Below are 13,621 nucleotides of genomic sequence, written 5' to 3'. Positions count from 1 at the left end.
AAAAAAGGTCGAAATTAAATTATTTAATTTCGACCTTTTTTTATGATATCAAACCTTAAGTAATGGGATGAAAATTATTTTATTCCCATTGTGATAAATCTTTTCGGTATGTTTTTCTTTGACAATGGATTTTTGGATCAAAGTTTTTCCACAGCAAATGAATAGCGTTGTTTTCTAATAGTTCTGGAGTTCTAATGCAATTCTGAATTCCTTTTTCAGAGAAAGTCTTGTAATATTCATCAAAAATAATTGCTGTAACTCCTTTGTTTTGATAGTCTGGATGCACTCCTATAAGATAAAAAACAACATCTTTACTATGTTTTCTGGCTTTTAATAAATGAAGAAATCCAAATGGAAAAAGCTTTCCTTTTATCTTTTGTAAAGCTTCTGTAAAACTTGGCATTACAATACTAAAAGCAATTAAATTATCATCTTTGTCAACCACAAATTTGATATATTCAGGATTAATAAAACTAATATATTTCTTTTTAAAATATTCTTTCTGAACGTCAGAAATGGCTACAAAAGAAGCTAATTTTTCGTATGACTCATTAAATAAATCGAACATTTTGTCAACATGTGGCATAATGTCTTTTGTTTTTGTAAAAGTTAAAGCCCTTAAGCCATATCTCTTTTTAATGAGTTCCTGGGCTTTTAGGAAAAATTCAGGTTTTACGTTTGAAAAAGGAAAAATACTTTCAATATATTCTTTCTCTATCTGAAAGCCTAATTGCTCAAAATGAGTGACATAATAAGCATTGTTATACCAGGTAATCATGGTTCCAATTTGGTCAAAGCCTTCAGTCAAAACACCAACCTTATCTAAATTTGAAAATCCCATTGGGCCTTCCATATGCTCCAGGTTATTTTGTTTCCCTAATTCATATACTTTTTCCAGTAAGGCTTTAGTTACTTCGATATCATCAATGACATCAAACCAGCCAAATCGAACTTTCTTTTTATGTTGGTTATTTACTTCCCCCCAATTAATAATGGCTGTAATTCGGCCAACTATTTCATTGTTTTTATAGGCCAGATAAAAATAAGCTTCAGCATTTTCAAAAGCCGGATTTTTTGTTTTGTCAAATGATTCTAATTCATCTGCAATAATCGGCGGAACCCAGTATGGATTATCCTTGTATAAAGTGAATGGGAATTTTATGTATTCTGTTAATTCCTTTTTTGTCTTGGCTTCTTTAATTGTAATCATTAAACTTATTTTAATTTTATCAGATTAGAGATTCAAAATATTATTTTTTAGTTTTACGTTTTTTCTCATATTTTGATTTTCTTTTGCGTTCTTTTTCCTGGTAGTCTTCATCTTTTTTGGTCTTTTCCAGCTCAGCTTGTTCTTCCTTTGTAAGTTTATCGCTCTTGCTTTTCTTTTTAGGCTTTTTTGCTTTGCCAACTCTTGTTAGCTCTTCTTTATGATTGTCGTCATAACGTATAGAAAAACCAATTCCTCCATAAAGTAATGAAGGTGTATTTTTTATGTTTTTACTTATAGAAGCGTCAATTTGTACGTTTCTTGATAATAAATAAGCAGCACCTCCTCTAAAAATTGCATCGCTATACAAATCGCTTTTGTACCCCTGATTTTCTACAAAACCAGACCATTTGCTATTGAAGCCTCTTGTTAAGGTTAAAATGTATCCATATCCTGAATTGTCAGTACCGATATAATCCGCAAGAATATTTGATACTAATACCCATCTGCCGTCGCCAAAATGATTTTGAGTAATCAACATTATCTTTGGAGAAACACCTGATTTAGTTGAATAAAAATTCAGTGTGTTTGAATTGTAAGCATATGGATTATCTTTAAAAACAAAATTAGCACCTGCAAAAACAGAAACTGCAGGAATTAATTGATGCCAGTTAAATTTTTTATTGGCACTATAACTGTAAATATTAACATCTCCTTTATAATTTTTGAATGGATCATAAATTAAATATTTAACACCTAAATAAGTCTGCTTAAAATTACTTTTCTTGAAGCTCGTTGCCGGAGTTGTAAAATTTTCATTTTGATATTGAATATCTCCAATTAATTCCAGCTGTTCAACAAAAAGCCCCCATCGAAGTGTGAAATCAGTACCAAAGCCTGAGGCTTCATAATTTTGTATATCATGCTTTTCGTTAATGCCATAAAAACCAGCTTCAGCTTGTATTACAGATTTTCCAACAGAGAAAGCAGACATAGTTTCGCCTGGGCGATTTGAATTTATGACATCTGTATATTGAGCAAAAAAGTATTGTGGTAATAAAAATAGGCAAGCTATCAAAAAGTTTTTAATTTTTAACATATATGTATTTTTTGATTAAAAAGTAATAACGTTTTCAAATGTACTATATTTTATTATTTATTTAAGATTGATATTTTAATTTTGAAGAATCGTTTTATTAATTTTGAACAAAATTATACTACTATGCAAGAAGCGTCATTTTCAGGGTTATTTAAAACCATCATGTGGGTAATAGCTTTTTATTATATTTTTAAATTTTTGGCAAAAATATTTTTGCCTGTACTGGTAAAAAAAGCAGTTGAAAAGGCAGGTGAAAATTTTCAGAGACAACAACAATACAGTCAGGATAATACCTGGCAAAAAACGCGTACAAATAATGATGAGATAATCATCAATACCGCTAACGCAAAAAATCCACGCGAAACCAAAAAAGTGGGTGATTATGTTGATTACGAAGAAATAGATTAAGTTTGTATCCTAAATAGGATTCATCATTTAACCCAAACCAGCCTAAATTGAAAATAGTAAATAAATTTTATCCGCACGCCCTTGTAATATTGGGCTTTATTTTAGTTGCCCTAATTTATTTTTACCCGGTTTTACAGGGAAAACAAATTTTTCAGTCCGATATTGCTCAATATACCGGAATGGCAAAAGAGCAAAATGACTTTAGAGCTACTGAGCATTCAGAACCATACTGGACCAATTCTGCTTTTGGAGGTATGCCAACATATCAGTTAGGGGCAAATTACCCACATGATTACGTGGGTAAGTTAGATGATGTTTTACGTTTTTTACCACGTCCTGCAGATTATTTATTTTTGTACTTCTTAGGTTTTTATGGTTTGTTATTGGTTTTAAAAACTGATCCTCTTAAAGCTTTTATCGGAGCTATTGCTTTTGGTTTCTCTACTTATTTAATTATTATTCTTGGAGTGGGACACAATGCCAAAGCACACGCTATAGCCTATATGCCATTGGTAATTGCCGGTTTTATAATGGTTTTTCAAAAAAAATATATTTGGGGAGGTTTGCTCACCATGTTTGCGGTTGCATTAGAAATTAATGCGAACCATTTTCAGATGACGTATTATTTATTGATTTTCCTGCTGATACTTTCAGGCTACTTTGTTTTTCAATTTATTAAAGAAAAGGATTATAAAAGACTTTTGAAGGCTATTGGAATTTTAGCTATTGCAGGAATTTTTGCCATTGGAGCAAATGCAGGTAATTTATTAGCAACTACTGAGTATGCTAAATTTAGTATTCGTGATAAAAGTGAATTGACTTTTAACCCGGACGGATCAAAAAACACAACAACTGCATCGATGACTACAGATTATATAACAGAGTATAGTTATGGAATTGCAGAAAGTTTAAATTTAATTGCACCTAGAATTTTTGGTGGATCAAGTCATGAAGATGTAGGAACAGACAGCCGTATGTATTCTTTTATGATTGAGCAGGGAGTTCCTTCAGGTCAGGCTGATGATTTTGTATCAGGAATGCCTACTTATTGGGGTGATCAGCCAATTGTTTCCGCACCGGCTTACATAGGTGTTGTCGTTTTCTTTTTAGCTGTTCTGGCATTATTTATTGATGAACGAAAAATAAAATATGTTTTTCTTACAGGAGCTTTATTTACTTTAATGCTTTCATGGGGAAAAAATTTCTCTTTGCTGACTAACTTTTTTATCGAATACGTTCCAATGTATGATAAATTTAGAGCGGTATCATCTATTCAGGTTATACTGGAGTTATGCATTCCTGTACTTGCAGTTATGGGGTTACAATCCTTTTTTAAGGCAAAGGAAGATTCTGTACTGCAGCAAAAAGCATTAGTCCAGACAGGGGCTTTTGGTATTGGTGTTTTATTGATTCTAGTATTTGCGAAAAGTATGTTTCATTTTACAGGAATGAATGATAATGCTTATATGCAAAGTTACGGTCCAGCTTTTGTTGATGCCTTGAAAGAAGATAGAAAGAGTTTATATTCAGCAGATTTATTACGTTCAGGTTTTTTTATAGTTGTAACATTTGGAATTTTATGGATGTTCATCAAAAATAAATTAGCACAAAATACAACCTTAATTCTTGTAGGTATTTTAATGATTTTCGATTTGTTTTTTGTGGATAAAAGATATGTTTCTGCGAAAGACTTTGTAAGTCCTGTACAAATTGCAGCTCCTTTTCAGGAAACCCCAATTGATACCAAGATTTTGGAAGATAAATCGATTTATCGGGTTTTTGATGTGCAGGGACAATTACAGGGAAGATCTTCCTATTTTCATAAAACAATTGGTGGTTATAGTGCTGTAAGACCTAGAAGAATGCAGCAATTAATGGATTATCAAATTCAAAAAGGAAATATTGAAGTTCTTAATATGTTAAATGTTAAGTATGTTATACAAACAGATAAAGAAGGAAATGAGGTTCCTGTTGCAAATCCTGATGCGAATGGTAATGCTTGGTTTGTACGCACAGTTAAATTGGTAAATAAACCAGATGATGTCATGAAAACTTTAGATCATATTAACACAAAAACGGCAGCTGTTTTTAATGTTCATGATTATGAAGGTAAATTTAAAAGTGCAAGATTAAAGAAAAAATGGGATACAACCGGGACTATTAAAGTTCTGGAGTACAAACCCAACTACATCAAATACCAATCAGATAATGGTAAAGATGGATTGGCTGTTTTCTCTGAAATGTATTATAAAAATGGGTGGAAAGCATATATTGATGGTAAATTGACAGATCATTTTCCTGTAGATTATGTTTTAAGAGCAATGGAAGTTCCAGCAGGAAAACATATTATCGAATTTAAATTTGAGCCTCAGGTTGTTAAAACCGGAAGCATAATTACATTGACAAGTTCAATTGGAATGTTGTTGCTTTTGATTGGTGGAATTTATTTTGAAAAATTCTACCGTAAAGATTCACAAAGAATAAAAGAAGAAACTCAAAAAAATAGTTAGAGACTTAGAGGAGAACTTTGTGAGCTCTTTGAACAGAATTAAATGATGGAACAAAAAAAACTCTTAATCATTACCTATTATTTTCCGCCTGCAGGGGGACCAGGTGTACAACGTTGGTTAAAATTTGTAAAATACCTGCCGGATTTTGATGTTCAGCCAATTGTTTATATTCCTGAAAATCCAACGTATCCAATAATCGATGAAGGTTTGGTTAGTGAAATATCTGACAAAGTAGTTGTTCTTAAAAATAAAATCTGGGAGCCTTATCAGTTGGCTTCAATTTTTTCAAAGAAGAAAACCAAGAAAATTAGTTCCGGAATTTTACCACATCAAAAAAAACAGACCTTTTTAGATAAAATATTTCTTTGGGTTCGTGGTAATCTTTTTATTCCGGATGCACGTGTTTTTTGGGTAAAACCTTCTGTATCTTTTCTGGAAAAATATATTAAGGAGAATAATATTGATACCATTGTCACTTCAGGGCCTCCACACAGCTTACATTTAATTGGATTAGAATTAAAAGAAAAATTGAATGTAAGATGGTTTGCAGATTTCCGAGATCCATGGACTACTATTGGTTATCATAAAGCATTGCGCTTGTCGCATTATGCATTTAAAAAACATAAAATTTTAGAGCATAAGGTTTTGAATAGTGCTGATGCTATTATTGTAACCAGCAAAACTACCAAAAAAGAGTTTCAGGCAATAACCAACAAACCAATTTCGATTATTACAAATGGTTATGATATTGAAAATGTAGAGAAACAAACTTTAGATACTAAATTTACTCTGGCTCACATTGGATCTTTTTTATCAGATAGAAATCCAAAGTTTTTATGGGAATGTTTGATTGAATTACTTAATGAGATACCTAATTTTAAATTACATTTAGAGATTAAACTTATTGGAAAAGTAAGTCAGGAGGTACTTAATTCTATTGGAGAATTTAACTTGAATTCTTATCTGAAACTTCTTGGGTATGTATCGCATCATGAAGCAATTGCCTTTCAAAAAAAATCGCAGGTTTTACTTTTAATAGAAATTGATTCTGAAGATACAAAAAGCATTATTCCGGGTAAATTGTTTGAATATATGGTGTCAAACCGACCAATTATAGCTATTGGTCCTCAGGGTTCTGATTTTGCAGATATTATAAAAGAGACCAATACAGGTGTATTTTTTGATTATTCTGAAAAAGCGAAGTTAAAAAGTGTAATTTTGGACTTTTATAATCAATTTTTGGAAGGGAATTTACAAGCTAATGGAGTTAGTTTACAACAATATTCAAGAAAAAACCTCACCAAACAATTGGTCGAACTAATCAATTAGAAAAACAATAATAATTTCAAAAAATCAAAAGAGAGTAGAAAATAAAAAATAAATTCTACAATCTAAACGCTACAATCAAAACATGGGTATTGTTTTAAATCAGTCTTTCAAAAATACAATTATTACTTATATAGGTTTCGGCATTGGAGCTATTAATACACTTTATTTATATCCTGTTTTTTTAGGTGCGACCTATTATGCATTAACGAATTATATACTTTCAGCGGCAAATGTCATTATGCCTTTGTTTGCTATTGGAATGCAAAATACATTAGTCAAATTTTATTCACAGTATAAGACAGAGGAGGAGAGGGAGCAGTTTTTGTCGTTTACGGCATTGTTTCCGGTTTTAATGTGTATTCCTTTGGGAATTATAGGACTCTTTTTCTTTGATGATATCACTGCTTTTGTGTCAAAGAAAAATCCTGTTGTCAAAGAGTTTATGTTTTTGATTCCTTTTATCGGAATATGTATGGCATATTTTGAGATTTTCTATGCCTGGGCAAGAGTACATATGCATTCGGTTTTTGGAAATTTTATTAAAGAAGTCGGATTAAGGTTGTTTTCGTCTTTTGCTTTGATAGGTCTGTATTTTGGTTGGATAACGCTAATTGAATTTGTCTACGTAACGGCAGGAATTTATTTTGTCGCATTTTTAGTTACTATGTTTTATGCTTTTTATATTAAAAGGCCTAATTTTCAAATTTCAATACCTGAAAATGTTAAGAGCGTAATGGAATACACTTTTTATATCATTCTTTCGGGAAGTGTAGCGAATTTACTTTTAGACGGAGATAAAATAATGTTAAACCAATATATGGAAATTGAAAATATTGCATACTATTCTGTAGCTACTTATATTGCTTTGGTTATTTCGGTGCCAAGTCGTGCAATGCATCAGATTGTGTATCCAATTACAGCCAAATTAATGCATGAAAATAAACATGACGAACTAAATGATTTATATAAAAAAACATCTATAAATCTTCAGATGGTAGGTGGTTTTGTAATGTTGTGTATTTTTGTAAATATTAATCAATTATATCAAATAGTTCCTGAAGAATATCGAGGAGGAGTTCCGGTTGTTTTTATGATTGGTCTGTCAAAATATTTTGATTTGATATTAGGGAATAATAATGCTATCATTTTTAATACAAAATATTACAAAACTGTATTGTTTTTAGGTTTAGGTTTAGTGGTATTGACGTTTATTTTAAATATAATTTTTATACCTCTTTATGGTATTATGGGTTCAGCATTTGCTACTTTATTATCTATTACTTTTTATAGTTTAGCCAAATTGCTTTTTGTTGTTAAGAAACTCCATTTGTATCCTTTTACAAAGCAGAATTTATATTCCTTGGCAGTTACAACAGCTTTGTTTTTGGTCTTTTATTTTTGGGAATTCCCTCTTTATCCGTTAATAGGAATTGCTTTAAAATCCATTTTAGTGACGATTTTTTATATTTATCTAAATTATAAGTTCAATATATCGCCGGATATTAATAAGGTTATTGATGGACTTTTAAGGACAGTCGGAATTAAATTTTAATACGCCTTTATTGAGAAAACAGCAAGTGATTTAATTTTGAAGCTATTTTGTTTTTATATTTGTTAGAAGGATAACCATTTATTTCTAACATCATGAAAAATAAATTACTTTGTTTTTTAGTTTTATCTGTTATTTTGTTTTCTTCATATACTATTGCTCAAAAAGATACTTCAAAAGTAGTACAGACAAATGTTTTTCAGCCAAAATTAAAAGGGTATCCGGTCGTTCCTTTCAAGGATACTCTCTTTTATGTATACAATAAAGTAGGATCTTTTTCTGCAGAAAACAGAGCTAATACAATCACAGGAAAGATTAAGGAACTTTATAATGACTCTTTTTTTGATTTGGATTCAATTGTAGTTGTTCCTTCAGATATTTCTCAGGATATTATTTATAAAGATAACTTTGTAATTATGTCCGTTTTAGAGAATGATGCAAAAGTCGAAAATCAGACAGCAATATTTATTGCACAGCGAAATTTAAATTTAATTAAAAAAGCAGTTAGTTATCAGCATGAAAATTATTCGCAACTTCCCAAAAGGCTTGGATACACTATATTATTAGTTTTTATAATTGGCATTGTTTTATTTATAGTAGGAAAGGCTTTTAATTGGTTAAAAGTGCGTATTCTGAAAAAAAGCGATAGCTATTTTAAAGGAATTACTTATAATAATATCAACATTGTATCAGCTCAAAAACAGCAATTTTTAATAATGAGATTGTATGCAATTGTAAAAATTATTACCTTAATTTTTATTGTTTACTTTTCATTGCCTGTTTTGTTCAGCATTTTTCCTTCTACAGAGGTTTATACAACAACATTGTTACGTTGGATATTGACACCTGCAAAATCAACCATAATGGGATTTGTTGGTTTTTTGCCTAGTTTAATAACAATCATTGTTATTATTATCATTTTTAGGTATAGTATAAAAATTATCAAATTCTTTTTTGATGAAATTAAAAAAGAAAATATAAAAATTGATGGTTTTTACAGTGATTGGGCAATGCCTACCTTCAATATCATAAGGTTATTGATGTATGCTTTTATGCTGGTTATCATTTTTCCTTATTTACCGGGTTCAGATTCTTCAATTTTCAAAGGAGTTTCTGTATTTGTAGGTGTTTTATTTTCATTGGGTTCATCAAATGCTATTGCGAATATGGTAGCCGGATTAGTAATCACTTATATGCGTCCGTTTAAGATTGGTGATTTTATAAAAATTGGAGATGTGAGTGGAGAAGTTATCGAAAAAACAGCCTTGGTTACCAGAATCAGAACTACAAAATTCGAAGATATTACGATACCTAATGCAACGGTATTGTCAAGCACTTCGACTAATTTTTCAGCAAATACAAGCCATACTACAAATGGCTTGTTAATTCATACAACTGTTACAATTGGGTATGATGTGCCTTGGAAAGACATTTACGGAGCCTTAATCGATGCCGCGTTAAAAACAGAAATGATCGAACCAAATCCATCTCCTTTTGTTCTGCAAACCAGTTTAGATGATTTTTATGTTTCCTATCAGATTAATGTTTATACAAAAGAGCCCAATAAACAACCTCGGATTTATTCTTCTCTACATCAAAATATTCAGGATTCATTTAATGCAGCTGGAATTGAAATTATGTCGCCACATTATAATGCTTTAAGAGATGGAAACAAAACAACAATTCCTGAAAATTATATAGATAGAAATGGTAACTTCTCGGGGTCGTTTGATAAATAAAATGATATAATAGATTGACAGATAGGCTTATTGTTGAAAATAACAGCTGTTTATTTTGTATTTTATGAGATAAAAAGTAACTTTATGTTCTCGAATTAATAACAATTTGTCTTTTATATTGAAAAATCATTTGTAAATCACTAAAAGTGGGTATTGCTATATGTTTTGATTTTATCTACTTTTGTTAAAATTAATCTTTGAAAATAAACCTTGTTAATTTTAATTTAATGATTATGAAAAGGAATCAATTTAACCCCGAAGAAAGTCTACAGGTATTTTCTAATATGATCTCAAAAAAGGTTCATAATGGATTTGTACTTGAAGAACGTAACGACAAAATGCTTTTTGCAGTACTTTCAAAAGGAGGCAAAGCTGTAGATCATGGATTCAATTTTATAATTTTTTGTTTAACATTAGGCTTATGGTCAGTTGCCTGGTTGTATCTTACAATAGAAGCATCTAAACAAAAAAAGATTTTAGTTGCTATTGATGAAGATGGCGTTCCTTTTGAAGAAAGATGTTTAGTTGCATAGCAATTAAATAATTAAAAGTTTTAGCCACGAATTATTTCTCATTACCATTCGTAAAAAAGAAGTAATTCGTGGCTAATTTTGTTTAATTTAGTTTTTCTTTGAGATAAATTCCTGTAACAGATTCTTTTACTTTTACAATATCTTCTGGTGTTCCTGCAGCTAATAAATAACCGCCATTTTCACCACCTTCAGGACCTAAATCAATAATCCAGTCAGCACATTTTATAAGGTCAAGATTATGCTCAATTACAATGATCGAGTGTCCTTTTTCGAGAAGAGCATCAAATGAAGCCATTAATTTTTTGATGTCATGAAAATGTAATCCCGTTGTTGGTTCATCAAAAACAAATAAAGCTTTGTCTTTCGTAGCGCCTTTGACTAAAAAAGAAGCCAGTTTAATTCGCTGTGCTTCTCCACCGGAAAGAGTAGAAGAAGATTGTCCCAACTGTACATATCCTAAGCCCACATCCTGAAGAGGCTGTAACTTTTGAGTGATTTTGTTTTGTTTGTTTTTTTCGAAAAAAGCAATGGCATCATCAATAGTCATGGTCAGGATATCATTTATGTTTTTTTCGTCGAAATTGACTTCCAGAATTTCTTTTTTGAAACGTTTTCCTCCACAGGTTTCACATGGCAAAGAAACATCAGCCATAAATACCATTTCGACGTTTATGGAACCTTCTCCTTTACATGTTTCGCATCGTCCACCATCAACATTAAAAGAGAAGTGTTTGGCCTGATAACCTCTTATTTTAGAGAGTTTTTCTTTAGCATATAAATCACGAATGTCATCATAAGCTTTGATATAGGTAACAGGATTTGATCTGGAACTTCTGCCAATTGGATTTTGATCAACGTATTCTATATGTTTTATTTGTGAAAAGGATCCTGTGATATCGTTAAACTGTCCTGCTTTTTCCGAAGCATTTTCCAGTTTTTTTTGCATTGCAGGAAATAAGATTTTTTTAATTAATGTACTTTTTCCACTTCCTGAAACTCCGGTAATAACCGTTAGAACATCAAGAGGGAAAGTAATATTAATATTCTTTAAATTGTTTTCTCTTGCGCCAATTATATCAATATGGTTTTTAAATTTTCGTCTCTTTTTGGGAACAGAAATTTCTAAATCACCATTTAAATACTTAGCAGTAAGGGATTTTGATTTTAAAATTTCATCATAAGTTCCCTGCGCTACTAAATTACCGCCAAAAGTTCCGGCTTCAGGACCAATATCTATAATCATGTCGGCAGCTTTCATAATGTCCTCATCATGTTCAACCACAATGACAGTATTGCCCAAATCACGAAGCGACAGCAAAACTTTTATCAATCTTTCAGAGTCTTTAGGATGCAAACCGATACTTGGTTCATCTAGAATATACATTGACCCCACTAAACTGCTTCCGAGTGATGTGGCAAGATTTATTCGTTGCGATTCACCTCCTGAAAGTGTAGCAGAGTTTCTGTTTAAGGTTAAATAATCCAATCCAACTTCTGTCAAAAAGGATAAACGATTATTGATTTCGACCATTAAACGTTTAGCGATTTGCTGTTCGTAAACATTCAAATCGATATTCTTGAAAAAAGTAACCAAATGCTTAATCGGTAAATCGACTAATTCTGAAACTGTTTTTCCGCTAATTTTCACATAAGAGGCTTCTTCACGTAAACGCTTTCCGCGACAGGCATGGCATTTTGTTTTTCCGCGGTAGCGAGATAACATGACACGGTTTTGAATTTTATAATTTTTTTCTTCAAGTTCTTTAAAGAAACCGTTTAATCCCTGAAAGTACTGATTTCCTTTCCAAATCAAATCTTTTTGGTCTTCTGTGAGTTCAAAATATGGTTTGTGAACAGGAAAATCAAATTTATAAGCATGTTTTACAAATTCATCTTTATACCAGCTCATACTTTCGCCACGCCACGGATAAATAGCACTTTCAAAAACAGATAAAGAAGTATTTGGTACAACCAAATCAGCATCAATACCAATAATGTTTCCGTAACCTTCGCAAACCGGACAAGCGCCATAAGGATTATTGAAACTGAACAAATGTACATTTGGTTCTAGGAAAGTAATGCCATCTAATTCAAAATTATTAGAATATGTAAATCTTTTATCAGTGACTAATTCCTGAAGATAACAAATACCTTTTCCTTCAAAAAAAGCAGTTTGTACGGCATCGGCAAGACGATTATAAAATTCTTCTTCCTCTTTGACAATAATCCTGTCAATGACCAATAAAATATCTTTATTGTCTAATTTATGTGCATCTGTAGGGGTAAAATCATCCAGTCGAATCATTTCGTTATCTACTAAAATACGCGCAAAACCTTGTTGTAAAAGCACTTTAAGCTTGTCTTCTAACTGTCGTCCTTCTTCAAGGTGAATAGGAGAAAGTAATAACCATTTACTATCTAATTCCAAGGTTTTTACATCAGCAACGACATCAGTTACAGTGTTTTTTTTCACTTCTCTGCCGGAAATCGGCGAATAAGTGCGCCCAATTCTGGCAAATAAAAGTTTAATATAATCGTAAATTTCAGTTGAAGTTCCAACAGTTGAACGAGCGTTAGTTGTATTTACTTTTTGCTCTATGGCGATCGCAGGAGCAATTCCTTTAATATATTCTACTTTTGGTTTATCTAAACGGCCTAAGAACTGACGTGCGTAAGATGATAAACTTTCCACATAACGGCGCTGTCCTTCAGCATATAAAGTGTCAAATGCTAAACTTGATTTTCCTGATCCTGAAAGTCCTGTGATGACTACAAGTTTGTTTCGCGGGATAGCAACATCTACATTTTTTAAATTATGTACCTGTGCTCCTTTAATGATAATATTATGTTTTGGGTCGAGTGTAGAAAGATCAATTTGCATAAAAAAAGTCAATTTCTACAAAAGTAATCAATTTTGAATTGAGTTTTGTTAACGAGATTGTTCCAAATTTTAACAGAATTGCATAAGGTGTAATTGCTTAATATTGACTTGAACAAATAGATACATAGTTTTTTATTTTTGTTGAAGAAGAGCTTAAAAACAAATTCATTTCTTTCACATAGCGGTAATTTTGTTTCTGATCTTATTTTTTATATCCTGTAATTTTTTATTTCAAGCAGATTCTGCAGCTCTAAGATTTTAATTTAAAAAACAAGTAATAGCATTTATCAGCTGGAATCTTTTTAATCTGAGTCAAAAAACTTTGATAGTCTCTGTGTATGAAAATTAAGTGAAATGTCTTTTCAT

The 13,621-nt window shown here is 31.2% G+C and carries 9 protein-coding genes; 6 read left to right on the top strand and 3 right to left on the bottom strand.

Features of this window, described 5'->3' with window-relative positions; all coding sequences use genetic code 11:
* Positions 1–79: 79 nt before the first annotated feature.
* Both ACEN2I_RS10140 and ACEN2I_RS10135 read right to left on the bottom strand, forming a co-directional pair.
* Complete coding sequence (locus ACEN2I_RS10140; protein WP_441765989.1) at positions 80–1,210, bottom strand: GTP cyclohydrolase; 1,131 nt, start codon at positions 1,208–1,210, stop codon at positions 80–82.
* A 40-nt stretch (positions 1,211–1,250) separates the two neighbouring features.
* The gene (locus ACEN2I_RS10135) at positions 1,251–2,306 is read right to left on the bottom strand and encodes a transporter (protein ID WP_441765988.1); all 1,056 of its coding nucleotides are present in this window, start codon (positions 2,304–2,306) and stop codon (positions 1,251–1,253) included.
* A 123-nt stretch (positions 2,307–2,429) separates the two neighbouring features.
* On the opposite strand from ACEN2I_RS10135, the gene ACEN2I_RS10130 reads away from it, so the two are divergent.
* From ACEN2I_RS10130 to ACEN2I_RS10105, 6 genes are all read left to right on the top strand, one after another.
* Positions 2,430–2,714 (top strand): DUF4834 family protein, encoded by a 285-nt coding sequence (locus ACEN2I_RS10130; RefSeq protein WP_441765987.1) that lies wholly within the window; start codon positions 2,430–2,432, stop codon positions 2,712–2,714.
* Positions 2,715–2,761: 47 nt separating this feature from the next.
* The gene (locus ACEN2I_RS10125) at positions 2,762–5,224 is read left to right on the top strand and encodes a YfhO family protein (protein WP_441765986.1); all 2,463 of its coding nucleotides are present in this window, start codon (positions 2,762–2,764) and stop codon (positions 5,222–5,224) included.
* Positions 5,225–5,269: 45 nt separating this feature from the next.
* Positions 5,270–6,553, top strand: a complete 1,284-nt coding sequence (locus tag ACEN2I_RS10120) for a glycosyltransferase family 4 protein (protein WP_441766017.1) — start codon at positions 5,270–5,272, stop codon at positions 6,551–6,553.
* Positions 6,554–6,635: 82 nt separating this feature from the next.
* Positions 6,636–8,105 carry an oligosaccharide flippase family protein gene (locus ACEN2I_RS10115; RefSeq protein ID WP_441765985.1) on the top strand — a complete coding sequence of 490 codons (1,470 nt, stop codon included), beginning with the start codon at positions 6,636–6,638 and terminating at the stop codon, positions 8,103–8,105.
* Between the two features lie 92 nt (positions 8,106–8,197).
* A complete protein-coding gene (locus ACEN2I_RS10110) occupies positions 8,198–9,841 on the top strand; it encodes a mechanosensitive ion channel family protein (RefSeq protein ID WP_441765984.1) in 1,644 nt (547 codons plus the stop codon).
* Positions 9,842–10,074: 233 nt separating this feature from the next.
* Positions 10,075–10,374: a hypothetical protein gene (locus ACEN2I_RS10105; RefSeq protein WP_441765983.1), complete on the top strand. Its 300-nt coding sequence runs from the start codon at positions 10,075–10,077 to the stop codon at positions 10,372–10,374.
* 82 nt (positions 10,375–10,456) lie between these two features.
* Here ACEN2I_RS10105 and uvrA read toward each other — a convergent pair whose 3' ends face one another.
* Positions 10,457–13,255 carry an excinuclease ABC subunit UvrA gene (gene uvrA, locus ACEN2I_RS10100; protein ID WP_441765982.1) on the bottom strand — a complete coding sequence of 933 codons (2,799 nt, stop codon included), beginning with the start codon at positions 13,253–13,255 and terminating at the stop codon, positions 10,457–10,459.
* Positions 13,256–13,621: the final 366 nt, after the last annotated feature.

The organism is Flavobacterium sp. W22_SRS_FK3 (assembly GCF_052113665.1).
Classification (GTDB): Bacteria; Bacteroidota; Bacteroidia; order Flavobacteriales; family Flavobacteriaceae; genus Flavobacterium.
This window is presented reverse-complemented; position numbering and strand designations above follow the sequence as displayed.

Excerpts from the sequence above, each read along its gene's own strand:
- ACEN2I_RS10140 (WP_441765989.1), bottom strand. The coding sequence starts at position 1,210 with ATGATTACAATTAAAGAAGCCAAGACAAAAAAGGAATTAACAGAATAC.
- ACEN2I_RS10135 (WP_441765988.1), bottom strand. The coding sequence starts at position 2,306 with ATGTTAAAAATTAAAAACTTTTTGATAGCTTGCCTATTTTTATTACCA.
- ACEN2I_RS10130 (WP_441765987.1), top strand. The coding sequence starts at position 2,430 with ATGCAAGAAGCGTCATTTTCAGGGTTATTTAAAACCATCATGTGGGTA.
- ACEN2I_RS10120 (WP_441766017.1), top strand. The coding sequence starts at position 5,270 with ATGGAACAAAAAAAACTCTTAATCATTACCTATTATTTTCCGCCTGCA.
- ACEN2I_RS10115 (WP_441765985.1), top strand. The coding sequence starts at position 6,636 with ATGGGTATTGTTTTAAATCAGTCTTTCAAAAATACAATTATTACTTAT.
- ACEN2I_RS10110 (WP_441765984.1), top strand. The coding sequence starts at position 8,198 with ATGAAAAATAAATTACTTTGTTTTTTAGTTTTATCTGTTATTTTGTTT.
- ACEN2I_RS10105 (WP_441765983.1), top strand. The coding sequence starts at position 10,075 with ATGAAAAGGAATCAATTTAACCCCGAAGAAAGTCTACAGGTATTTTCT.
- uvrA (WP_441765982.1), bottom strand. The coding sequence starts at position 13,255 with ATGCAAATTGATCTTTCTACACTCGACCCAAAACATAATATTATCATT.